This window comes from Lentilactobacillus kisonensis DSM 19906 = JCM 15041 (assembly GCF_001434135.1).
Classification (GTDB): domain Bacteria; phylum Bacillota; class Bacilli; order Lactobacillales; family Lactobacillaceae; genus Lentilactobacillus; species Lentilactobacillus kisonensis.
Window position 1 is genome coordinate 103,090 of sequence record NZ_AZEB01000002.1, and the last position, 24,164, is coordinate 127,253.

A 24,164-nucleotide genomic window follows, 5' to 3' on the forward strand; every position below is an offset into this window, starting at 1 on the left:
GGCGACAAAGATGAGGTGGAACCGCGACAGATCGTCCTCAGATATTACTTATTGGTAAGTAATATCTGAGGGCGATTTTTTAGTGGCAAGTAATCGAGTGTCAACCAGTGTTTAGACCAATTTGGTTAGTCATAATTAACGTATTTATGGAAACGGAGAGTGGATTTTATGCAAATTATTGAAGATTCATTGGATCAATTATTGAATCAGGTTGCAATTCGGACGAATAAAGTGGCTAACAGAGCTGAAGTTGAAAAAGCAGTCGATGACATTATTGCCAATGTCATCGAAAATGGTGACCAAGCGCTCAAGGATTATGAGAAAAAGTTTGATGGCATTGACTTGAAAAATTTACGAGTTTCGCAAGCCGAGATTGATGATGCATACGCACAAACTGATCAGAAGGTCATCGACGCGTTAGAGCTTGCTAAGGAAAATATCACTTCATTTCAAAAAATGGAAGTTGAAGAAAGTTTTATTGATGCCAAAAAGAAGGGCGTTATCCGTGGCGAAAAGATTCAACCGTTAGCTGCCGTTGGTCTGTATGTCCCTGGTGGTACCGCTGCTTACCCATCATCAATTTTGATGAATGTGATTCCAGCTAAGATTGCGGGAGTTGGCCGGATTGTGATGGTGACCCCACCGCAAAAAGATGGGTTAAGCAAAGCCGTTTTGGCCGCCGCTAAAATAGCCGGAGTCGATGAAATTTATACGGTTGGCGGGGCACAGGCAATTGCCAGCCTCGCTTATGGTACGGAAACCATTCCGCGGGTCGACAAGATTACTGGGCCGGGAAACGTGTTTGTTGCCACTGCCAAAAAGAAAGTCTTTGGGCAAGTGGATATTGATATGATTGCTGGCCCATCTGAAATTGGCATCATTGCCAGTTCCCAATCAGTTCCAAGCCAAGTTGCCGCTGATTTGTTGTCCCAAGCGGAACATGATAAGTTAGCCCGGCCGATGTTAATTACAGATGATCGGGAGCTTGCAGAAGCTGTTAATAAAGAGCTGGATCGTCAAGTGGCATTGTTACCGAGACGGGCAATTGCCCAAGCCGCAATGGATAATGAAGGGTTTATTGCCGTTGTTGATGACATTGATGATGCTTTTACGTTGATGAATGCCGTTGCACCAGAACATTTGAAAGTTCAACTACCAGACGCAATCGAATATTTGAACCAAATCAAAAATGCTGGCTCGGTGTTCTTAGGCTTTTCAGCTTCTGAACCACTTGGCGATTATCTAGCTGGCCCAAACCACATTCTGCCAACGGGTGGAACGGCGCGCTTCTTTTCGCCCCTTGGTGTGCAGGATTTTGTTAAGCGAACCCAGTTCGTTTCTTATACAAAAAAAGCCCTTGACAAGGAAAAGGATGCCATCACGACGTTAGCAAGGGTAGAAGGATTGGAAGCCCACGCCCGGGCGATTGAGAGTCGGTTTGATAAAGAGTGAGCGGAGCAAAGCGGTCAGAGTGCGGAACCAAGCGGTTAGAAAGCGGAGCCTAAGTGACTCCGTTCAGAAATCCTGGGCTTGGATTTTTGAACGGAGTGGCTTAGGTGCAGCTTTCTGCTTGGTGGAGCACGTTTTCTCTATGTTGCCAAGAGACATTTCCGCTTCTAAGATTTCTGGGTAAGGGACTCAGGTGCAGGCTTCTGCTTTGCGGAGTGGTCCTAGTCTATATACCTGTAAAAATACGACTCATACATTAATTGTTATTTTGTAGAACGGATTTGAATTAAAGTGGAGGAACGCCTATGAAGAAAATTGCTACCAATAAATTAACCTTAATGAGTGTCATGCTGATGATCTTCACCTCAACGTTTGCATTTGATAATACATCCATTGCTTATTACACAATGGGTTATGCCGGGATTATCTGGTATGTGTTGGCCGCGTTATTGTTTTTTGTTCCATCATCGTTGATGTTTTCGGAATACGGAGCGTCACTGCGAAATGAAGCTGGCGGTGTGTTCTCGTGGTTATCAAAGTCACTGGGAACAAAATGGGCGTTCATTGGCGGATTTGTCTGGATTGCCTCTTGGATAATCCTAATTGTCTCAACCGTTTCTAAAATTTGGATTATGCTCTCCACAACAATTAGTGGTGCTGATCAGACAAGCCAGTGGCGTTTGGGTGGCTTCAATTCCACTGAAACCATCGGCTTACTCAGCATTGGCTTCTTCTGTATCGTAACGTTTGTTGCGACCAAGGGACTCACCAAGGTTGCCAAACTTGCTGCTGTTGGTGGCATTGCCGCTGTTGTGCTAACAATTTTCTTCTGTGTTGCGAGTCTTGTATTGCTGGCAAAAAATGGGTTCCAACTTGCTGAGCCAATTAACTTACCGACCAGTCTATTAAAATCACCCCGGTCGAGCTATCAATCACTTAGTTCAATTGTGTCATTTCTAATTTTTGCGATTTATGCCTATGCCGGAATTGAAGCGCTTGGCGGTGTTTCGGATAAAATGAAGAATTCTAAACGGAACTTTCCACTGGCAATGGCGCTGGGGGCATTCCTAATTACAATGATTTACGCCTTATTTATCTTTTTGTGGGGGGCTTCAGCAAACTGGTCAAAGGTTTTCAACGGCTCTGGGGTTAACTTGGGGAATACGACCTATGTATTGATGAGTAATTTAGGTTATAGCCTAGGTCAGCAATTCTCATTGGGAACAGCTGGAGCGCAAACCTTAAGCTTCTGGTTCGCCCGGTTTGGTTCATTTGCCATGTTAATTAGCTATCTGGGGTCATTCTTTGTCATTGTCTACATGCCGATTAAGTCGTTTATTTTGGGAACGCCAAAAGAATTGTGGCCTAAAGCACTTCCAAAGTTAAACACTTATGGAATGCCTGCCAACGCAATGTGGCTGCAGGCGGGCGTGGTGAGCGTATTGATTGCCTTGACGTCGTTTGGTGGGAAGTCGGCAGTTAGTTTTTATAACGTATTGACGCTGATGGATAATTTATCTTCAACGCTGCCATACCTATTTTTAGTGACAGCATTCCCGTTCTTCAAGGCGAATACCACGCTGGAACGACCATTTGTTTTCTATAAACGAAAGTGGGTCTATATAACCGTCACAATCGTGGTGGATTTACTGTTGATGATTGGGGTAGCCTCAACTGCCATTTCGGCCATTTCAGAGAGCCAATACTGGAACTTGACACTTGAACTAATTGGCCCACTATTCTTTGGGATGGTTGGCTACGTCTTGTTTAGGTTATATCGGAAGCGAAGCGCAAGAACGTTGGCGGATGCAGAGATTTCTGGGGATTTTAATAAGTAAACATTATGATTATATTAAAGATAGTGCTAACGTCATGAAAATTTTTGACGTTAGCACTATTTTGGTTTTCGATTTCAATTCTTGGTAAATGCTAGAGATCCTACTAACTATTTACGTATTTAATTAGCAGAGAGGAAAATCAATTTCTTGCATTTATACGCATAACTACGTATAATGCAGATGCTTGGAGGATATTTTAATGAAAGTTACGGCTAAACAAGTCCTAGAGATGTTGGTGAATCAGGGATTTGTTGAAACGAGGATTAAGGGTGATCATCATCGCTTTGTTGATCAACATGGTCATAAAGTTACGGTACCATACTCACATTTAAAGGATGAGATTACACTTTCAACATATCGATACATCAAACAACAGGCAGGTATCAAATAATTATGAGAATGATTGGAGATCTTGATATGTCAAAAAGGATTGTCGCTTATCCAGCCGAGCTGATTCCCGATAAGGAATCACCTCAGATCTATACCGTTATTTTTCCAGATGTACCAGGGGCAATTTCTCAGGGGAAGGGGATTGCTGAGGCTATTTCAAATGGAAGTGAAGCGCTGGGGCTGATGCTGTATGATGCAAAAGAATTGCCCGGGGCAAGTAGTTTGGCCGCAATCCATCCAGATGAATCGGGAACGATTGTTAATTGGATTGCAACCGATTTGGAGGAAATCAGGCAAACGGTTCGGGAACCCGCAGTCAAAAAAAATACAACCATTCCCGGCGATTTAGCCAGAATGGCCGAACAGAAGAATATCAACTTCAGTGCCGTTCTTACAGATGCATTAAAGAAAAAATTAAAAGAATAGCTAAAAAATGAAGTGGCCTTTTGTGATAAGTCCTTCGAAAGCGAACTGGCCTAAATCAAAAATTCAAATAATTTTTGATTTAGGCCAGTTTTTTTAAAGTAGCAAGTAGCTGCGATATAAAAATCTTAATTTTTTCGGTTTTGAAATAAGCGATTATTACTCGTCATAATCCATTCGAATAATGACCGGGTCCTTCGTTAAGAAGTCGCCAACTCCGGCAAGAAACGCTTGAAAGTGGGCAGTGTTATTGTGAAATTCAACGGCTTCAGCATCTTGCCAATGTTCAATGATTTCGTACTCGTTGTCACTGCCAATTTGTTTGTAATGGTTATAACTAAGATTGCCAGCTTCACCGCGCGATCCCTGAACGAGTTTATCGATAAATGCTTCGTAATCTGATTGCATGCCTGGTTTGACGGTTAATTCAACGTTGATAACTTTCATGATTTTCCTCCTGGATGGTGATGTTTTATGGACAAGTTGATTATAACAAGTTGTTGGGGGAGAACGGTGGATTTGGTTCAGAAAATAGGTGTTCTGCGCTCGCCATGATATAGCGGAGCCGTGCTTTGAAGAACTATCGCTTAATATATAAGGGAGTCCCACTTAAAATCTTGGTTTCGGATTTCAGAGGGACTCCCTTATAAATGTGTTAAAAAATTTCCGGACGCTTATTATTTGTTAAACGTACCAGCTTCTACTTCTCTAATAAACGTTGCGAGATGATCATAATAAACATCTGGATTATCAACCATGTGGTGATGGCCACCTTCTGGGGTTGATACGAATTTAGCATTTGGAATCATTTCCGCCATTCGTTTACCCGTTTCAACTGGCATCGTTTCATGTTCACCAAAGGTTACTAAGGTTGGTACCTTGATGTCCTTCAAGTGATCAGTGAAATTCCATTCGGCTAATTTACCAGTAATGACGAATTCGTTGTCGCCTTGGAAAGCACCATAGATGTCAGTGTTTGTGACGTCAATTAAATGGGACAACTTAGAAGGTTGCTTACGATCAATGTAACCCTTATTTAAAATATCAACGTATGATTGGTATTTATCGTTGTCGTAATCATTGTTAGTTTCGCATTTCTTCATATAAGCAACTTGATCAGGTGTTAAGGCAGTTTCTCGGACTTCTTCCAAGTGTTTGGTGTAATCGTCGATTCGATCAACCATTGATGAAACGATGGCTCCCTTTAGATGTTGACCATATTTAGCGGCATATTCTTGAACTAACAAGCCGCCCCACGATTGACCAATTAAGTAGAAGTTATCTAACCCTAATTTTTCCCGGACTTCATCGACCTCGTCTAGGAAGTAATCGTAGTTCAGAATGTCTTTACGAACCTTGGGGTCACTGAAATCAGGGCTATCTGAGTACCATGAACCTAGTTGGTCGTACATGGTTACTTGAACGTTGAGCCCCTGCTTTGCGAGTTGCTTGGCAGCGTCTTCCCAGTATTCATGTTCACCACCGGGGCCACCGTGAAGGGCTAACAAGTGAATGTCGCCAGTTCCTTGAGTATTTGCCCATAAATGATAGCCATTGTCCAGGGTAATGATCTTTGTTCCTTGTCGCATGTAATCACCTGTCCTTATTATTTATATTTGCATTTATAGTTATGATAGCACGACAAGAGTGCGGAACCAAGCGGTTAGAGTGCGGAACCAAGCGTTTAGAAAGCGGAGCCTAAGTTACTCCGTTCAGAAATCCTGGGCTTGGATTTTTGAACGGAGTGGCTTAGGTGCAGCTTTCTGCTTGGTGTAGCACGTTTTCACAATGTTGCCAAACTACATCTTTAATTCTTGGAAAATTCTCCAAATGGTTCTTCTCTGCGAGCCTCTGTTTTGCGGAGCGGTCCTACGCCATGATGTCAAAAAACTATCGTGATGTTTTTACTTTAGCACCGGTATTTCAATGCTCGATGCACCTAAATCAATCGTGTAAGTAATATCTTGATTGCCACGAATCGTGTAATCCATATCAGTCGCATATATGACGATACCAAGCTGATGGCCGGCGAGCAGTCGCCAGAATGTGGGCTGGAAAGCCATGTCAAAGGTATATCGCTGATTAGGCTGTAATTCATCTGCTTTGTAGTTGTTGGTGCGGTTTTGCATATTCATATGTGAATCGGTGAATTTCTTGAACGCCGAAGCCTTCTTGGTTGGCAGGAACTCCTTTAGATCATCCTTCCGCCAGTGATAGCTGGTGAGAATTTGTTGAGGCGCTAGCACTTGGGGAACAGCAGTTAGGCGTTTGGCCTTACCGTAGTCAACAAGGGCAACACTCAAAAGGCCAACGTTGGCACTCGTTGAACCACGTAAAGAAATTTTAGCTTGGCCGTCGACAATGATGTCTTGGCTCAAAGGTTCTGAAACCAGCTTGATGCAGTGCTTGTCCATCTTAGAGTGGTCCTTTGTGAATAAGTCATGTTGCCATTTGTCGGTGTTAGTCGTGTAATGTTTAAATAAATCATCCGGTAACTGGTCAGTGAAACTAGTATTTTCGTTGAGGTCGGTAAAACGATCATCGGCTAATGAAATTTTCTTAACAGTTGCGTCTGTTCCCCAGTCTTTGTAAGTCGTCCAAGTTTCAGCGGCGGCGTTGTCCTGAACTAAGACGTCTGGAATGACTTTATTGGCGTCATTTTGAACGGCCAATAACTTATTAGTAAGCCAGAGATTAACGATGTCCGTGTAATCAACTGATCTGAAGTTATTTAAATATTCGTGTTGACCCTGATGAAGAATCAACTTTTGGGTAATGGCTTCTTTTTTGAGGCGATTACGCAAATTATAAACGTGGGATAGTTTAACGTTCCAGTCGTTCAGACCATGGATCAGTAACATGTCCGCTTTGATATTGACGTCTTTTAATAAGTTTCTAGCATCCCAGAACGAATTATAACTACCTGATTTTCGATCCTGACCACTTGTTAATTTTTTGAGCTGTTCTAGCCAGGTATCTTTAATCTTGAGGTAGTCAGCCGCAGATTGTTCCCGACTAAAGGTCAATTCGCCAAGGACGTCTGTATCTTCACCCTGAAAGCCACCGGGGGCGACTACCAAGCCATTTTCGCGGTAATAGTCGTAGTAATTAGAGATGCCAGCTTCAACAATAGCAGTCTTCAAACCAGAAACTCCGGTCATGGCAGCGGCTGTTGACAGCGTGCCTAAATATGAACGGCCGGTCATACCAACGTTGCCGTTGCTCCACCAGGCGCTGATAGCAACTTGGTCGTGGCGATTAGTAAACGCTTGGCGATCGCCATGAAGCCACTCAATAATTGACGTTGCACTAATGGTTTCATCACGAGTACCAGTTGTTCGGACACCATCAGAATCTTTGGTGCCCACGCCAGAAGAAATGACCACGGCAAATCCACGGGCTAGGAAGTAGTCGTTTAGTGAATACGTCCAAGTCTTAACAAACGTTTCTTCGGCAACCTCCGTGGTTCCTTTTGCTGAACGGGGGTTGGGTAAGTTGGTGGGGGCAGCTGGCGCCTTAACGTCGTCATAGGTCAAATCATTGGGGACTTTTCGCGTTAGTGGCTTGTTAACTTTGTGGGTGAGGGCGTCAGCTTGCTTGTCGTTAGTTCCTTGGTCATAGGGGCTAGCTGTGAAGACAACCGGTACCTTCAGGCCATTATTGGTTTCGGCTGGTCGGGTAATTTCAGCTTTTAAGAGGTCGCGTTTCCCATCATGATCGTTATCAAGTGGTGCTTCCACGTAAACAACTTCGTGAATGAGCTTGTCAGTATCGAACACCGCCTGAGATTTACCGTTAAAAATTAATGGTCGTTTAAGCGAATCGTCATCGTTAAATTGATGGTAGTAGCCCTGGCCGGCAAGAAAGTCGATCAGTGTTTGGCCGAATTTTGTCCGGGTGTTTAATAATTTGTACCAGGCATCGATTAAGTGATTCCGGTCCAAAGTGGTGGGGACATCAGCGATTGGTAGCTTCAGCTTTTTCATTGTGGCAAGTGGCTCATCAAGCGTGAAGTCTAAGCCAACCTCAAAGCCCAACAATTGTAAGCCAACGTTATAGAAAGCAAGCTTGGTGACAGATTCTTGACTAGTTGTGTACTCGTAAGCATTCAGTTCAGGGGTTGCCATCAGATTCGAGACTTTTTGGACCCGGGTAGAGAGTCCCTGCTTTTCGAGATAAAACTTCAATAGAAATTGGCGAAATAACATGACCGGATCGGCAATCTTAGAAGTCCGAGCGGTTAAGAAACGAATGTCCGTTAGCTCAGTAACAATTTGATCGTGGGTTGTGGGAACGTAGGCAAACTGATTAATTTTCATGAAATGACCTCCAAAAATAAAGTGAGCGGAGCAGAGCGGTTAGAAACTGGAACATAAGTCTCCTCTAACAGAAATCCCCGGTTTTGGAATTTTTGACCAAGGTGCTTATGTGGAAGTTTCTGCTCTGCGCAGCTGTCCTAGAAAAAGTGAGCAGAACAAAGCGGTTAGAGATCGGAGCGTAAGTCTCCTGTAACGGAAATCCCTGGTTCTGGGACTTTGTTACAGGTGCTTACGCGCAGATCCCTGCTTGTGCAGCTGTCCTAAACCAACAATTAGAAACATTATACATTACTTTATGGGGTCATGAATTTCGGTAGCAAAATTTAATTGTGGAATCCATCACAAACTTATTGCATTTATTGGATATAAAGATTAGCCTTAAATGTGTAGTAAGCGTTTACGCAAATTGTCTGAAGGGAGTAACTGACTAATGGCAACAATCATTTCCACTCTAAAGGAATCTGGTGATGAGAATCGGGTCGCAATCACACCAGATGTGACTAAAAAATTGGTTCACAATAAGTTTCAAGTATTAATCGAAAAGGGGGCTGGTGACAGCGCGTCTTTTTCTGATCAGGCATACATTGATGCTGGTGGCGAGGTTGTTAGCCGAGATGAAGCACTTGAGAAGGCTAACTTAATTGCTGTCATCAATCAGCCAGATGAAGCAACTCGCAGCAAAATTAAAGCTGGTCAAATTCTTATTGGGTTATTGGGGGCGTTGATTGACACGGATGCCATTCAGCAGCTAGCTAAGCAGCAGGTAACAGCATTATCGTTCGAATTGTTACCACGGACGATTTCGCGGGCTCAAAGCATGGATGTTTTGAGTTCGCAGGCTTCAATTGCTGGCTATAAAGCGGCTTTAGTAGCGGCTGATACGTTCAAACGTTATTTTCCAATGATGATAACCGCTGCTGGCACCGCCAAGCCTGCTAAGGTGCTGGTTTTAGGAACTGGGGTTGCCGGGTTGCAAGCGATTGGAACGGCCAAACGGCTAGGGGCCATTGTTTCTGGCTACGATGTCCGACCAGCATCTCGCGGGGAAGTTGAATCGTTAGGAGCCCAATTTCTAACTAGCTCCATCAATGCGGTAGGTGAGGGTGGCTATGCCCGTCAATTGTCCGCTGATGAGCAGAAGCAGCAACAAGAAGAGTTGATTGGCTTTATTAAACAAAATGATATTGTCATCACAACCGCTCAAGTTCCTGGTAAGAAGCCACCGCTGTTAGTGCCACAGGCCGCGATTGACGTTGCTAAGCCAGGAAGTGTCTTCGTTGATTTAGCTGCGAGCGATTTAGGCGGTAACGTTGCTGGTTCTAAACCGGATCAAACAGTTAAAACGGATTCTGGTGCTCAAATTATTGGCGCAGGTAACTTAGCCAGTGAGCTTGCAACCTCCGCTTCTGAAATGTTTGCAAAAAACGTTCAAGCGGTTATTAATGATTTGGCGGATAAAGAGGCAAAGCTCAACATTGATCTTGAAGACGAGGTTATGAGCCAGTTGGTTGCAACTGATCATGGTGAAATTATTTCTAACCGGCTTAGAGCGGCTTTGAATTTACCAGCCAAACAATCAGCAAAACAGGAAGCCACGACTGATGAAGGCAACCAATCAACTGATAAGGGGGACCAATAATTATGAGTCAAGAATTATACACAAATTTAGCTATATTTGTATTGAGCCTGCTTGTTGGATTTGAAGTAATGAGTAAAATTCCGTCAACATTGCAAACACCAATGATGTCTGGTGCTAACGCAATTCATGGCGTGGTTGTCGTTGGTGCGTTTGTGATTGCCGCAGAAGCCAGCAATTGGTACTTTTATGTATTAGCGTTCTTGGCTGCATTTTTTGCCGCTGTCAACGTTGCTGGCGGCTACACGGTTACCGATCGGATGCTCGGGATGTTTAACCGACCAAAAAAGCAGCCGAATTCGGCTGATAAAGGAGGCAATAAATAATGTCAATGCTTAAAACGATTGCCTCCTTAATTTATTTATTGTCGGCAGTTTGCTACGTCATTGGTGTTCACATGATGCGTTCACCCAAAACGGCACGTAAGGGTAATTTGCTGTCCGGTTTAGGAATGGCGATGGCGGTTGTGATGATCTTAGTGGAAATTATTGCTAAGGGTACGATCACAACGATTGGCTGGGCGGTTTTGTTTGCCGGCCTGTTAATTGGTATTTTGTACGGGGTTATTAAGGCCCGCAAAGTCCCAATGACCGACGTGCCTCAATTAGTATCGCTATTTAACGCCGTTGGTGGTGGTGCTGCTGCAACCATTGGGATTTTTGATTACACCAATGAAGCGGTCGGGACCTCTTTAAGTTTGGCTTTTTCAATTCCGGTACTGCTAGATATTATTATTGGTGGTATTACCTTTTCAGGATCGCTAATTGCGACTGGTAAATTGTCAGGTCACGTTTCTGGCAAGCCAATTGCCTTTCCAGGCGATAAACTTCTAAATGGAATCGCTGTTTTTGCAATCATCATTGCTGGCGTGTGGATGATTGGGTTCCCGTCCGCTTATTGGCCAATGATTCTGGCATTATGTGCAAGTTTGATTTTCGGCCTCTTAATGACACTGCCAATTGGTGGTGCCGATATGCCGGTGGTTGTTTCGCTGTTAAACGCGTTTACGGGTCTGGCAGTTGCCTTTGCTGGGTTTGTCATTGATAATCAAGTCTTAATCATTGCCGGAGCATTAGTTGGAGCTGCCGGAACGATTTTGACCCTGCAGATGGCGGAAGCGATGAACCGGTCAGTTGCGAATATTATTGCTGGTGGTTTTGGCGGTGGTGAATCTAGCACTGGCGGGGCTGGCGATGATGTTCCGGTCAATGTTAAGAAAACCAGTCCCGACGATGTTGGGATGCAGTTGGCTTATGCCCATAATGTCATGATTGTGCCTGGTTATGGCTTGGCGGCTGCTCAGGCACAACATGAAGTGGCTGAGCTGGCCAAGTTGTTAACAGATGCTGATATTAACGTCAACTACGCAATTCACCCAGTTGCTGGTCGGATGCCTGGTCATATGAACGTGCTATTGGCGGATGTTAACGTGCCGTACGATCAGATGAAACAATTAGATGAAGCCAATTCAATGTTTGAAAATACGGATATCTCATTGGTCATCGGGGCAAACGACGTCACCAACCCATTGGCTCGGGAGAAGGGCAATGCAATTTCTGGGATGCCAATCTTAGATGTTGATAAGTCCAAATCGGTTGTTGTGATTAAACGTTCGATGAGCACCGGTTATGCAGGCGTTCAAAACCCACTGTTTAGTGAAGATCAAACCAGTATGATGTTTGCGGACGCTAAGAAGGGCCTGCAGGAGATTATTGCGGCGACGAAGGGATATTTAGAGTGAGCAGAGTGCGGAACCAAGCGTTTAGAAAGCGGAGCCTAAGTTACTCCGTTCAGAAATCCCGGGTTTGGATTTTTGAACGGAGTAGCTTAGGTGCAGCTTTCTGCTTGGTGTAGCACGTTTCTGCAATGTTGCCAAGAAATAGAAATCCCTGGGCTTGGGATTTTTGAGCGGGACGGCTTAGGTGCAGACTTCTGCTTTGCGGAGCGGTCCTTAACCCATAAAATGTCGAACGATCAGGTCTGTGATGCTGAATTTGTAGGAAACGTCACTCGCAAAATTTCTCTGACAAAACTAATTAAATAGATCAAAAAAGAGCAGCCAGGAAACCATGCAACGATTTTCTGGCTGCTCTTTACGATTCTCGACGATTAGAATTATTCCGGTAAGCCAGCGGCGTCTTTCCAACCAGTTGTTTAAATACCTTAATAAAATAAGTAACATTATTAAATCCAGTCATCAACGCAATATCAGTTATTGAAGGTGTCTTTCTAACTAAGTACTTCTTGGCTTCGGCTACCCGGCGGTTATTAATGTAATCGGTGATAGTCAAACCAACGGCTTCTTTGAACTTTCTTGAAAGATAGGTTGGGTTAGTTCCAACCTCGGTGGCAATTTGCTGTAAGGCGATGTGGTGACCTAAATTGAGTAGCATGTAATCAATTGCTCGTTTGATCATTGGACTATAACCATTCGTAGAAAGGGTAGCGACTAATTTGCAATAGGCTAATGCCATTGCAGTTGTTAGGGATTGAAGTCCGGTGACAGTGTTCTGGCGTTCAATTAGAAGCGCGTATTTTTCAGAAATTGCGTTTAAGTATACCGGATGAACGCCACCTTGATGAGCGGCAATGCGGCAAAGGGTGTTGTAGACAAAACAAATGTTTTTAGTTGATCTGAGTGGCTTGTTGGGAATCCGATTAGAAAATAGCTCAGTGATTCTATTGATTGATGAGTTCTGTTGTTTGACTGCCAGCTCATCGCCTGAAGCAATGGCAGTCATTAATGCTTGTTCTGCGGCGTAACGGCGCTCAATTTGAGCTTTATCTTGGGCGTTAATAATTGTAATGGGGTTTGGTAGGGAGGAGGCGTTTTTTTCTGTGATGGTCGTTTGATTTGGTTGGTAGAGCTTGTGATTAAATAAATTGACCAATAAGGTCCCAATGTCACCGATTTTTGCTGGCGATAAAATTGGGAGTCCTTGATAAAACTGTTCAAGCTGGCTGCTTTCACTCACCGTCAGTGAGTTGGCAATTAAAATATTATTGAGTTCATCATGGCTGACTGTTTTAGTAATGAAGGGGCCAGCAACGATGATTCCTGTTTTTGGGGCCATCGTGGTTAATTTAATGATTAGATATTCTAATTTTGTGGCAGCAATGTAGTGGTTATAACCAGAAGAATTGAGAGAATTGCTTAATTTCTTAAATGGGAATGAACCATAGAATTTAGTTGCGGCACGGTCGTCAGTTAACGTAATCAGTGGCTGGCCATCTGGGTTATAGACAGTGATATCAATGCCAGTTGCCGAATAAAATAGTTTGGCAGTGCGCTGGTAATCGGCTTTTTTCAAAAAATCAGCTCCTTAAAATGACAACGGTTACACAAAAGTAATGATACAACTATTTATGTAAAAATAGTATAAGAATTTTAACTCAACTTCCGTTATGATTTACTCATCGAAGAAATGATAGTAACGATGTTGGTTAAAATTTGAATGGAGGAATTCATTAATGCTATACCCAATTGCAACCCCAACCAGAGCACTTTTAGATTTATCAGGTCTTTGGAAATTTATGATTGATGAAGAATTGACCCCAATAGACGTTAATAAGCCTTTGCCAACGGAAGATGTGATTTCCGTCCCAGCGTCATTTAATGACCAGACGGCGTCGCAAAAGATTCGCGACCATTCCGGTTATGTTTGGTATGAAACCAATTTTGAAATTGCAAAACCATTACGTTCACAGCGGTTAGTTTTGAGATTTGGATCTGCCACTCACGAAGCGTGGGTTTATCTAAACGGTCAAGAAATTACCCATCATAAGGGCGGCTTTACGCCGTTTGAAGTTGAAATTAATGACTATCTACAGGATAGTAACAACCGCTTGACGGTTAAGCTGAGTAACTTACTCGATTATTCAACGTTGCCGGTTGGCCATTATAGTGAATCAAAGGATGAGAACGGCCATATTGTCCGCAAAGTGGATGAGAACTTTGACTTCTTCAACTATGCTGGCCTGCAACGCCCGGTTAAAATTTACTCAACCCCTCAAGCACACATTGATGATATTGTGATTGTCCCGAGCGTTGATCTGGCTGATCATTCAGCTAGTGTTCACACAACTGTTAAATCAAGTGATGACTTCGACGAAATTCACGTGGCCATTTTGGACCAGGCGGGCAAAGTCGTTACTAGTGGCACTGGCGAGGATCAAACATTAGCGATTCGTGATGTTAAGTTGTGGCAGCCCTTAAACGCTTACCTCTATACGGCCAAGGTTGACGGCATTCAAAATGGAAAGGTTGTGGATACTTATTCAGAACCATTTGGTGTTCGTAAAATTGAGGTCAAGAATGGACAGTTCCTAATTAACGGCGAACCCTTTTACTTTAAGGGGTTTGGTAAGCACGAAGATACCTATGTTCACGGCCGGGGATTCAACGAACCGGTGAACGTCTTAGATATTAACCTGATGAAGGATATGGGCGCTAATTCGTTTAGAACTTCGCATTATCCTTATTCAGAGGAAATGATGCGTTTGTGTGACCGGGAAGGAATCGTTGTCATTGATGAAACCACCGCGGTTGGATTGATGGTAACGTTTGGCTTTGACGTGAATATGTTTGCCGACGACGATTATGAGGATACAACTTGGAAAGAGTTAAAGACTGCTGAAGCCCATCGGCAAGTCATCCGGGAATTAATTGATCGGGATAAAAACCACGCGTCTGTCGTGATGTGGTCAATCGCAAATGAAGCAGCGACATTTTCGAAAGGGGCTCATGATTACTTCAAGCCGTTATTCGATGAAGCCCGTGAGTTAGATCCCCAGAAGCGACCATGTACGTATACGAGTATTATGATGGCAACCCCAAAGACGGATGAATGTATTGATTTGGTTGATGTCATCGCATTGAACCGATACTATGGCTGGTACATTGGCAATGGTGATTTGAAGACAGCTGAAACGGCAACCCGGGATGAATTGAAGGAATATCAAAAGCAGTATCCTGACAAGCCAATTATGTACACGGAATACGGTGCTGATACGGTTGCGGGTCTTCATAGCAAATACGGCGAACCATTCTCGGAAGAATTCCAAGAGGATTATTACCGGATGTCCAGTAAGGTCTTTGACGAAATTCCAAATTTTGTTGGCGAACAGCTGTGGAATTTTGCAGACTTCCAAACTAAATTTGGTATTCAGAGGGTTCAAGGCAACAAAAAGGGAATCTTCACAAGAGCAAGGGAACCAAAGATGGTTGTTCGCTATCTGAAGAATCGTTGGACGGGAATTCCGAATTTGGGGTACAAGACTAAGTGAGCGGAGCAAAGCGGTTAGAAGCTGGAGCCTAAGCCATCACGACCGGAAATCCCGGTTTTGGATTTTTGGTCGTGATGGCTTAGGTGCAAGCTTCTGCTTTGCGGAGCGGTCCTAATCTATGTAGCCTAGAGCAACTACTAAGACGGGGTTGGGTTTGAGGCAGAGAAGGCTTCGGTGCAAGTTTCTGCTTTGCGAAAGCAATCCCAATCTATGTAACCTAGAACAATCACCAGATAGGTGACATTTCCGTCGTACCAAATTAGCACGTTCCGCATTATTCAAAAAGCCTTCGCCAACAGATCACCTCACTAAATAAAATCAAGCTAACTCATGAAGCTCCGAGAGTAATTATTCCCTCTCGAGGCTTCTTTTTGTTAAGGCGACCAATCGATTATGTTAAACTGAGTACAATCATTATTTACGAAATCGTCAAGACAGAATAGGAAGAGATAGATGGGGTTTATTGGGCAAATTGCGTTAATTTTAATAGCAACTCTGCTTGCTGCAGCAATTAGTCAACGAGTAGGGATGCCGGCCGTTATCGGGCAGCTAATCGTTGGCGTGATTCTGGGACCGGGCGTTTTTGGTATCTTGCAAAACACTCATTTGATGCATGCTGGTTCTGAAATCGGAGTTATCATTTTAATGTTTATTGCAGGGATCGAAAGTGATTTGGATCTGCTTAAGAAATATTTTAAGCCAGCCATCAGTGTCGCAGCAATTGGGGTTTTATTTCCAATGGTTGCGTTCTATGCTTATGGGGAGTTGATGGGTCAAGGATTTGAGCGGGCGATCTTTTGGGGCGTCATTTTCGCAGCAACTTCCGTTTCAATTAGTGTGGAGGTATTGCGGGAATTTAAGAAGCTTAACACAAAGGAAGGTGCTACGATCCTTGGGGCAGCAGTGGTTGATGATATTATCGCGGTTATCTTACTCAGTATCTTCGTCAGCTCATTTGGAGTCAGCGGGGATCACGCGCCTAATTTATTGGTTGCAACGATTTTGCAGCTGATTTACTTTTTAGGAGTTATCGTATTAGTGAAATGGGTGGCGCCAGTCATCCTGCGGTTTGCGGAGCGGATTCCCGTCCATGGTTCAGTGGCAATCACATCGTTGTTTCTATGCCTCTCAATGGCATGGTTAGCTGATGTGATTGGCCTGAGTTCAGTGGTTGGCGCGTTTTTCGCTGGGGTTGCGGTTTCGCAAACTAAATTTCAAACCGAGGTTTCCAGTAGTGTGAGTTCAGTCGGCTATACGTTCTTTATTCCGATTTTCTTTGTTAGCATTGGGCTTGATATGGAATTTAGTGGCGTGATTAAGAACCTAGGCTTTATTGTGATCATGACACTATTGGCAATTGTTACTAAACTCTTTGGTGGGGCAGTTGGCGCGGCAATAACCAAGATGGATTGGCACAGCTCATTTGTGATTGGTTCGGGGATGGTTTCCCGGGGCGAAATGGCGTTGATTATTGCGCAAATTGGTTTGTCGGCTAACTTGATGGCTAAGAACTTATATTCCGAAATTATTATTGTCATTGTGTTATCGACAATTGTTGCGCCACTGTTATTGAAACGGACTTTAAAAGTATAATATATGGTAAGGATTTGAAAGGAGAATGACTTATGGTTACAGAATATGCAAGTGGTGCTGTTGTCTATGAGGTTAAGGACGATCAGGTTCGATACTTATTATTGAGAAGTGCGACTGATGATTTCTGGGGATTCCCCAAGGGACACGTTGAAAAAAATGAAAATTTGATTCAAACGGCGGTTCGGGAGATTCGCGAGGAAACTAACCTGAAAACGATCATTGATACGACTTTTAAGGATAAGCTTGAGTATGATATGAAAAACGGCCATCACAAGGACGTGACGCTGTTCGTCAGCAAGGTTCATCCCGATGTCAAAGTAACTAAGCAAGATGAAGAAATTAACCAATACGGTTGGTTTAGTTATCAGGAGGCTTACGACACGCTGTCATATGATAATCTTAAGCAGCTATTGAAACGGGCGGATAACTATATTCGTAACAAAGAAAGTATTGGGGCCTGATGCATGACTAATCGAGTGTTTGTGATAACGGGGGCAGCTGGGAGTGGTAAAACCACCGTGCGTAATTATCTCCATGATAAGTTTCATATGACTAAAGTGATTACCCATACCACGAGAAATCCCCGGGACCATGAAAAAGATGGGGTTGATTATTATTTTGAAACCAAAGAATCATTTTCTAAGAATCATTATTTGGAGTCGGTTACTTATGCTGGCAATTTCTATGGCTCATCGTATGAAGGACTAGAAGAAGCTTGGAAGAAGTCACCGTTTGCCTGTATCGTTTTAGACACTGCGGGGGCCATTACATATAAGGAAAAATTAGGCGATCAGGCGGTGATTATTTACCTTAAAGTTGGTGATACAACTGAGTTGCGGAAGCGGATGGAATGTCGGGGTGACAATTCAGCAATGGTTGCCAAACGGATTCAAAGTAAAGAATATTTACGGGATCTAGAAATGCCAGTGGCGTTAGAGGGTAAAGCTTATGAAATCGTTAATACTGATCTTCAGAAAACCCAACGCAAAATCGATAAAGTCGTAACCCAATACCTAACCGAACCGATGGGATAGTTGTTGCGAGCTGTTAAATATGATAGTATTTTGTTAAATGGTAATAATTACGATAATCGGAATATGAAATGGACTGACTGTGGTTTGCTGGCAGATGGGAGTCGGCTAATCAAACCGCAATCAAATTTTTAGAGGTGAAATCAGATGCCTTCAGCAGTTAAAGAAGCAACAAGTGTTTTAAAGAGTAATCATTTTAAAATAACAAAGCAGCGGATGGCCATGCTTGAATTTTTGGTCAATACCGCCACAAAAAAGTTCGTTGAAGTGACCAGCATTGATAATTTCATGCGGCAGACTTTTCCTAACATGAGCCATAATACGATTTACCGCAATATTTCTGAGTTTGCGGAATTAGGAATCGTTGAACGGCAAGTCCAAGGCGATCGGGCGTCAGTGAAGTTTCAGTGTGATTTTGAACAGGAACACCATCATCACTTTATTTGTAGTAACTGTGGTAAGGTGATTGAGCTAAAAGACTGCCCACTCAGCAAGGAAATCACCGACCAACTTGGTGGCTGCAAAGTAACCGGTCATTTATTTCAAATCTATGGTCTGTGTCCTGAGTGCGCCCAACTTAACGAATAATTAACTAAAAATTTACCAATCGTTCAGGTTAATGTGCGATAATTGGTCTACTAAATCTGAATAAGGAAGTTTTTGTGAATGGATAATCGAATTCCACCATTAATAACGCCGTTTGCCATTTTGTCAATTTCACTGGCACTCGGAGCAACAAACGTCGTGGTTAATAAGGTAACGTCCACGAACGAAGGAACGCCTACGACCACGCAAACTACGAATCAAAAAAATACCTCCAACAAAATATTTGGTACACCTAAAAAGAAGGATAAGGCTGACACCGATAAGGAAAAGGAAAAAGCTAAGGAATCATCTGAAAAGGCGGCCAAGGAATCGTCTGAAAAGAAGGCGGAAGAGGAGTCAAAAAAGGCCTCCTCTGCAAAAGCCGAATCAGATAAGGCAGATCAAACCAGTGACGATACCGATACGAATACTAATACAACTACCGGGACCAAAAAATCTACTGGTACGGATACCCGGGATAACAACACGAACAAGAGCAACACAACTAAAAGTAATCAAACAACTGGTGAAACGACCAATAAGGGTAATAACCAGACGACTAATGACGATAATAACCAAACCGGCACAACCGATAATAACTCTGATACCACAACCGGCAACACGACCACTGGAACAACTGGCGGCAATACTGGCAATACCACTGGGAACACAACGACTACCCAGGGCGGCGAAGGGGGTAATCAATAGTGTTTAGTTTTTTGGACATGGTTAATCATTATCTTGGTTATTTCAACATTAACGTTAAGCTTAAAAGCCGGATTTATACGATTCTGGGTGCTTTTGGCGATCTATATTTGTTTTACATTAGCCTTCGCTTCTTAAAAAATAGCTACCTTAAACAGGGATCACTAATCTTACTAGTGGCAATTGTTTTGCTGTATTTTACGATTTGCAACTTCTTTTATTACTTTACGAAGCACCAACCATGGTTTGATATTTCACCTAAATTAGCTAAGTGGCTGCATATTCAAGAGCATCCCCAAGAGACGCAGGTGAACTCGCGAATGGGATCAACGGTTGTTCCGGAAGCGCGGCCCAATAACATCGCTGCCAACGGGCTATTTGATGATTCACACTTGTTGCCAGCCAAACTTGAAGTGACCACTTCTGAGCAGCAAAATATTGATCGGTTAGCGGCCCAAATGCAACGGGAGGGTCTTTTCCGTTCAGACTACGATGGTATGGATGATCGAAAGATTTATGAACTGTTAAAGGTTAATGACGGTAAGCCAATTTTTGCAATTGGTAAGGATGTCTTGATGCCATATTTTGAAATGCGTCGGCAGGGGTTATCGCTGGTTGTGTATTGTGGCATGAATCAGGCGGAAGTATTTCCGGTTGGCGAAATCAAACGGGTCGGCTTACAGTCAGTTGAGTCGCTTGACCTGTCACGGGTGAAATTGTACCTCGCGTCAGTAACGCTGGTCGGCGGACCGTATAAACAAATCGGTCGGGCAGGGGTTATTGAAGCGCCACAAGCTTATACCGTCCGGGCGACGGTCGCATACAAAAAACGAGCGTAATGGCGCTGAGCTAGCGTCTTAAAAGGACTTAAAACTCATTGACATCGTAAAAAAGACAAGCTTTTCGGAATCTAATCTAAGATTCCGAAAAGCTTGTTTTTGCAAATAGCCCAATTAACCGTCTATTGACTAGTTAGGGAGACACTGAGGTCCCCTAATTAAATTGTCAAGAACTATTTAGGGGACCAAACAAAATATGGTATAATGATTATAATTGAAAATAAGAAGGGATGCTAATGAGTGGGCAATTAGCTCAACACGAGCTTACTGAAAAGTTTTTTGACTTGTCGTTACTATTTGCATTAGATATGCAAGGCAAGGATAACCCGTCGTTGTTATTTCAAGGCCAGGGAAATATTTTGTTGGCACTTGATGAAAAAGCGTCGATGTCCCAGCGTGAATTAGCTGAGAAGCTACAAATCAGCCCGCCGACCATCACTGAATTTGTTAATAAATTAGTTAAGAAAGACCTGGTCACAAAAACCCGTTCTCAAAAAGATAAACGGGTTGTCATTGTTAGCCTGACTGGTGCGGGCAAGCATGCAGTGGCTGCGGTTGATCACTCCGATTTATCCGGCTGGCAGTATCTCTCACCCCAACAGCAGGCTCAAATGGCAACCTTGATGGAAATTATTATCCACGGGCTGACGCAAAAATATAGCGATCCAACCAGCAAACAGATTTTAGCCAGTATGCGGCGGCAATTTTTCAAGCTGGTGTTATCAGAGCCTGATAATTAATTGGAAGACTTTCCAATTTAGGCTTAAGGATGGAAAGGCTCTTTGAAAGCGGAATGGTTTCTAGTGGATTTGGCGTGGTGGGATAAAAAATTGGGGCACGGAAAATTCCACTGGTTGCGGGATTTACCCGCTGAAAATGGTGATCCACCGGTTGATTAAAAAATCACATTGAGGTAAAATTTTTGTTACATTTTTTTGACCAATGAGAACTTTTAACATAATATGGAATTAGTATCATTCTTAGGCAATTCTAATGAAGCCTAATATATTGGAGGAAATAACATGGCAATGATCGAATTTCAAGATGTCCAAAAGTACTATGGCGACTTTCATGCGCTTAAGGATATTAATCTAAAAATTGAAGCAGGGGAAACGGTTGTTTTAATCGGCCCTTCAGGATCAGGAAAATCCACGCTTATCCGGACTGTTAATGGCCTCGAAAGAATTCAAGAAGGCAAACTGATCGTTAATGGTCAGGACTTAGCTGACCGTAAAACTGATATTAACCGAATTCGCAAGAACGTTGGCATGGTTTTTCAGCATTTTAATTTGTATGCGAACAAGACCGTTTTAGAGAATATCATGTTGGCACCAAGAATCGTATTGCATCGCCCAGAAGCGGAAAATAAAGAAACGGCAATGCAGCTGCTTGACCAAGTTGGCCTCCGTAGTCAGGCCAATAAGTTACCAGCTAACCTTTCAGGTGGTCAGCAACAACGAATTGCGATTGCCCGTTCGCTGGCAATGAAGCCGAAATGTCTGCTATTTGATGAACCAACCAGTGCGCTTGACCCTGAAATGATTGATGACGTATTGAACGTTATGAAAGATATTGCGAATGATTCAGATATGACGATGTTGGTTGTGACTCATGAAATGGGGTTTGCCCGTGAAGTTGCTAACCGGGTTGTTTTCATGGATGATGGGCAGATCTTGGAAGATGATAGCAGTGATAAGTTCTTTGATGGTGAGCCAACCAATGAACGTGCCCGACAATTTCTTGGCAAGATTATTACGCACTAAAATCGGTATTGGGAGGTCACATCATGAAAAAAGTCTTTTCAAAAATAGGGTTACTAGTTGCCTTGACTGTGATGGTCATTTCATTGGGTGCGTGCAGCAGTTCGGCTTCCAAGAAGAACGTTCTGCAAGATGATAAGCAGTCAAAGACCATTACCTGGGGCGTGAAAGCCGACACTAAGCTGTTTGGCTTGATGGATGTTAAGGATAATCAAATTAAGGGGTTTGAAATTGACCTTGCAAAAGCGATGACGAAACAGATTCTTGGAAAGAATGGCAAAGCCCGCTTCTTACAAGTTACTAGTCAAACGCGGATGCCGCTGCTTAGAAATGGTAACATCGATGCCATTATGGCGACAATGACCATTACCCCAGAGCGGGCAAAGCAAGTTGATTTTTCCCGATCGTATTTTGATGCCGGGCAAGCAATCCTAGTTAAGGATGGTAGCCCAATTAAGAATGTTCGTGATCTAAATAAAAAGGGCGCCGTGGTTCTTGGCGTTGTTGGTTCTAACTCAGTTCAAAATATTGGCAAGTTCGCGCCCAAAGCGAAGGTGTTACAATTATCAGATTATTCCCAGGCGTTAACCGCTTTAAAGTCTGGTCAAGGTGAGGCGCTGACAACTGATAACGGAATTCTTTACGGGATGTCATTAGAGAATCCTGGCTATTCAGTAGTTGGTGGAACCTTCACTAACGAACCATACGGAATTGCCGTTGATAAGGGTCAAGCACCACTGAAAAACGCTATGAATCAAGCATTGACCAAGGTTGAAAAGTCTGGTCAGTACAATAAATTACTCTATAAATGGTTCCATCGAGTTAAGGGCTTTGACTTAAAGGGGGCAGAACGATGATCAGTATTTTTCAAAATTATGGTGGCGCGCTCTTATATGGATTAGGCCAGACACTTTTATGTAGTATCATTGCGCTGATTTTCGCGCTTATTATTGGATCGGGATTTGCCATTCTTGAGGTCGTCCCCAATAAATTTTTAAGAATCATTGCCAGGATTTACATTGAAGTCTTTCGAAATATTCCATTGCTGGTTATCACGATGTTCTTCTACGTGGTTATTCCAATGTATATCGTTGAAATCAGTGGCTTTGTTTCTGGGACCGTGGGCTTAATTCTCTATTCGTCAGCGTTCATCGCTGAAACCGTGCGTTCAGGAATTCAATCCGTTGATCCCGGTCAGATGGAAGGATCGCGGGCAAATGGGCTGACTTTCTGGCAGTCAATGAGATACATTGTGTTACCACAGGCGTTTAGATACGTTATTCCGCCACTGGGTAATCAGTTTATTAACTTGGTTAAGAACTCATCAGTGTTGGCCTTCGTTGCCGGTTTTGATTTGATGTACCAGGGTAACGTGATTGCGTCTGATTCCTTACAGAGTATGAGCACGTATCTCTGTGTTGGGGTTCTGTACTTGATTTTGACTTTGCCGCTGAGCTATTATATGCGGCATCTCGAAAAGAAATTAGCCTAGAGGAGGAATGGTAATATGTTAACGGTATTAGGTGCATATTCATGGATTAACATCCGGTTCCTTCTTGAAGGAGCTTGGGTAACTATTCTAGTATCAGTTCTGTCAATTATTTTGAGCTACATATTTGGACTGATCTTGGGGGTTATCCGTTACGTCGAAATTAAGTATGTATCGGCGATCGTTGGGTTTGTAATTGATATTATCCGGAACCTGCCACTTATTTTGATTATCTTCTTCACGTATTTTGGGTTACCAAATATTGGCTTCAAGCCAGATCCAATATGGGCGTCGATCATTGCCATGGCGATCTTTGAATCGGCGATGGTGGCCGAAATTGTTCGAGCCGGCATTAATTCAATTCCAGTCGGACAAATGGAAGGCGCCCGGGCAAATGGTTTGTCGTACTGGCAATCATTACGGTACATTATCTTACCGCAGGCGGTTAAAAACATGATTCCAGCGATTGTGAGCCAATTTATCTCATTGGTTAAGGATACGTCGCTGGCGACGATCATTGTGTTACCAGATTTGATGAACCACGCTCAGATTATTTATGGCCAAAATACCAACTACACGATCCCAATGTTCTTGGCACTGGCAGTCATGTACTTCATTGTTTGTTACTCACTGTCGTTGCTATCACGATACCTTGAGCATCGAATTGGGTCATCCAAGAAGGGCGCAGACGAGGCGGAGATTGTGGCGCAGGAAGCACAGCGATAAATTAATTATTTATAGATATTTAAGTGAATCACAACCATTCATCCGGAGAAGATGGGTAGTTGTGATTTTTTAGTATATGTTGACCAGTTTGTAAG

General features: G+C 43.2%; 23 protein-coding genes. 19 read left to right on the plus strand and 4 right to left on the minus strand.

The genetic code is table 11. The annotated features are described in order from the left end of the window. Nucleotides 1–168 precede the first annotated feature (168 nt). From hisD to FC98_RS02030, 4 genes are all read left to right on the plus strand, one after another. Nucleotides 169–1,452 carry a histidinol dehydrogenase gene (hisD, locus tag FC98_RS02015; RefSeq protein WP_056949124.1) on the plus strand — a complete coding sequence of 428 codons (1,284 nt, stop codon included), beginning with the start codon at nt 169–171 and terminating at the stop codon, nt 1,450–1,452. A 302-nt stretch (nt 1,453–1,754) separates the two neighbouring features. Further along, on the plus strand, nt 1,755–3,287 hold the full coding sequence (yjeM, locus tag FC98_RS02020) for a glutamate/gamma-aminobutyrate family transporter YjeM (protein ID WP_056949125.1): 1,533 nt from the start codon (nt 1,755–1,757) through the stop codon (nt 3,285–3,287). A gap of 199 nt (nt 3,288–3,486) precedes the next feature. After that, a complete protein-coding gene (locus FC98_RS02025) occupies nt 3,487–3,678 on the plus strand; it encodes a type II toxin-antitoxin system HicA family toxin (protein ID WP_054654655.1) in 192 nt (63 codons plus the stop codon). Between the two features lie 26 nt (nt 3,679–3,704). Further along, entirely contained in the window at nt 3,705–4,103 is a 399-nt protein-coding gene (locus FC98_RS02030) for a type II toxin-antitoxin system HicB family antitoxin (RefSeq protein ID WP_040471871.1), read from the plus strand. 156 nt (nt 4,104–4,259) lie between these two features. Here FC98_RS02030 and FC98_RS02035 read toward each other — a convergent pair whose 3' ends face one another. The 3 genes from FC98_RS02035 to FC98_RS02045 form a co-directional block, all read right to left on the minus strand. Then, nucleotides 4,260–4,547: a putative quinol monooxygenase gene (locus tag FC98_RS02035; RefSeq protein WP_008857792.1), complete on the minus strand. Its 288-nt coding sequence runs from the start codon at nt 4,545–4,547 to the stop codon at nt 4,260–4,262. A 230-nt stretch (nt 4,548–4,777) separates the two neighbouring features. Beyond that, a complete protein-coding gene (locus FC98_RS02040; protein ID WP_054654657.1) occupies nt 4,778–5,689 on the minus strand; it encodes a proline iminopeptidase-family hydrolase in 912 nt (303 codons plus the stop codon). A 315-nt stretch (nt 5,690–6,004) separates the two neighbouring features. Then, nucleotides 6,005–8,419: a Xaa-Pro dipeptidyl-peptidase gene (locus FC98_RS02045; protein WP_056949126.1), complete on the minus strand. Its 2,415-nt coding sequence runs from the start codon at nt 8,417–8,419 to the stop codon at nt 6,005–6,007. 430 nt (nt 8,420–8,849) lie between these two features. Between FC98_RS02045 and FC98_RS02050 the strand changes: the two genes are divergently transcribed. Genes FC98_RS02050 through FC98_RS02060 form a run of 3 tightly spaced genes read left to right on the plus strand, consistent with a single transcriptional unit; the run spans nt 8,850 to nt 11,796 of the window. Further along, nucleotides 8,850–10,058 carry an NAD(P) transhydrogenase subunit alpha gene (locus FC98_RS02050; RefSeq protein ID WP_008857787.1) on the plus strand — a complete coding sequence of 403 codons (1,209 nt, stop codon included), beginning with the start codon at nt 8,850–8,852 and terminating at the stop codon, nt 10,056–10,058. A 2-nt stretch (nt 10,059–10,060) separates the two neighbouring features. Continuing rightward, nucleotides 10,061–10,381, plus strand: coding sequence for an NAD(P) transhydrogenase subunit alpha part 2 (locus FC98_RS02055; protein ID WP_008857786.1), 321 nt, complete (start codon nt 10,061–10,063; stop codon nt 10,379–10,381). After that, entirely contained in the window at nt 10,381–11,796 is a 1,416-nt protein-coding gene (locus tag FC98_RS02060; RefSeq protein ID WP_008857785.1) for an NAD(P)(+) transhydrogenase (Re/Si-specific) subunit beta, read from the plus strand. The genes FC98_RS02055 and FC98_RS02060 overlap by 1 nt, the downstream gene beginning before the upstream one ends. 352 nt (nt 11,797–12,148) lie before the next feature. Here the strand turns inward: FC98_RS02060 and FC98_RS02065 are convergent, their stop codons facing one another. Continuing rightward, nucleotides 12,149–13,366: a helix-turn-helix domain-containing protein gene (locus FC98_RS02065; protein ID WP_008857783.1), complete on the minus strand. Its 1,218-nt coding sequence runs from the start codon at nt 13,364–13,366 to the stop codon at nt 12,149–12,151. A 160-nt stretch (nt 13,367–13,526) separates the two neighbouring features. On the opposite strand from FC98_RS02065, the gene uidA reads away from it, so the two are divergent. From uidA to FC98_RS02125, 12 genes are all read left to right on the plus strand, one after another. Continuing rightward, entirely contained in the window at nt 13,527–15,341 is a 1,815-nt protein-coding gene (gene uidA, locus FC98_RS02070) for a beta-glucuronidase (RefSeq protein WP_056949127.1), read from the plus strand. Between the two features lie 453 nt (nt 15,342–15,794). After that, a complete protein-coding gene (locus FC98_RS02075; protein WP_008857780.1) occupies nt 15,795–16,934 on the plus strand; it encodes a cation:proton antiporter in 1,140 nt (379 codons plus the stop codon). A 32-nt stretch (nt 16,935–16,966) separates the two neighbouring features. Continuing rightward, the gene (locus FC98_RS02080) at nt 16,967–17,395 is read left to right on the plus strand and encodes a bis(5'-nucleosyl)-tetraphosphatase (RefSeq protein ID WP_008857779.1); all 429 of its coding nucleotides are present in this window, start codon (nt 16,967–16,969) and stop codon (nt 17,393–17,395) included. A 3-nt stretch (nt 17,396–17,398) separates the two neighbouring features. Then, the gene (locus tag FC98_RS02085; RefSeq protein WP_008857778.1) at nt 17,399–17,968 is read left to right on the plus strand and encodes a guanylate kinase; all 570 of its coding nucleotides are present in this window, start codon (nt 17,399–17,401) and stop codon (nt 17,966–17,968) included. A 144-nt stretch (nt 17,969–18,112) separates the two neighbouring features. Then, a complete protein-coding gene (locus FC98_RS02090; RefSeq protein WP_008857776.1) occupies nt 18,113–18,553 on the plus strand; it encodes a Fur family transcriptional regulator in 441 nt (146 codons plus the stop codon). A gap of 78 nt (nt 18,554–18,631) precedes the next feature. Beyond that, the gene (locus FC98_RS02095; RefSeq protein WP_056949128.1) at nt 18,632–19,258 is read left to right on the plus strand and encodes a hypothetical protein; all 627 of its coding nucleotides are present in this window, start codon (nt 18,632–18,634) and stop codon (nt 19,256–19,258) included. Further along, entirely contained in the window at nt 19,258–20,094 is an 837-nt protein-coding gene (locus FC98_RS02100) for a DUF6681 family protein (RefSeq protein WP_040471868.1), read from the plus strand. The genes FC98_RS02095 and FC98_RS02100 overlap by 1 nt, the downstream gene beginning before the upstream one ends. Before the next feature lie 236 nt (nt 20,095–20,330). After that, nucleotides 20,331–20,834 carry a MarR family winged helix-turn-helix transcriptional regulator gene (locus FC98_RS02105; RefSeq protein ID WP_040471866.1) on the plus strand — a complete coding sequence of 168 codons (504 nt, stop codon included), beginning with the start codon at nt 20,331–20,333 and terminating at the stop codon, nt 20,832–20,834. Nucleotides 20,835–21,116: 282 nt separating this feature from the next. After that, nucleotides 21,117–21,857 carry an amino acid ABC transporter ATP-binding protein gene (locus FC98_RS02110; RefSeq protein WP_054654663.1) on the plus strand — a complete coding sequence of 247 codons (741 nt, stop codon included), beginning with the start codon at nt 21,117–21,119 and terminating at the stop codon, nt 21,855–21,857. A 23-nt stretch (nt 21,858–21,880) separates the two neighbouring features. Further along, nucleotides 21,881–22,711 (plus strand): transporter substrate-binding domain-containing protein, encoded by an 831-nt coding sequence (locus tag FC98_RS02115; protein WP_056949129.1) that lies wholly within the window; start codon nt 21,881–21,883, stop codon nt 22,709–22,711. Next, nucleotides 22,708–23,346 carry an amino acid ABC transporter permease gene (locus FC98_RS02120; protein ID WP_008857767.1) on the plus strand — a complete coding sequence of 213 codons (639 nt, stop codon included), beginning with the start codon at nt 22,708–22,710 and terminating at the stop codon, nt 23,344–23,346. The genes FC98_RS02115 and FC98_RS02120 overlap by 4 nt, the downstream gene beginning before the upstream one ends. A gap of 15 nt (nt 23,347–23,361) precedes the next feature. Beyond that, nucleotides 23,362–24,069 carry an amino acid ABC transporter permease gene (locus FC98_RS02125; protein WP_008857766.1) on the plus strand — a complete coding sequence of 236 codons (708 nt, stop codon included), beginning with the start codon at nt 23,362–23,364 and terminating at the stop codon, nt 24,067–24,069. The last annotated feature ends 95 nt before the right edge of the window (nt 24,070–24,164 follow it).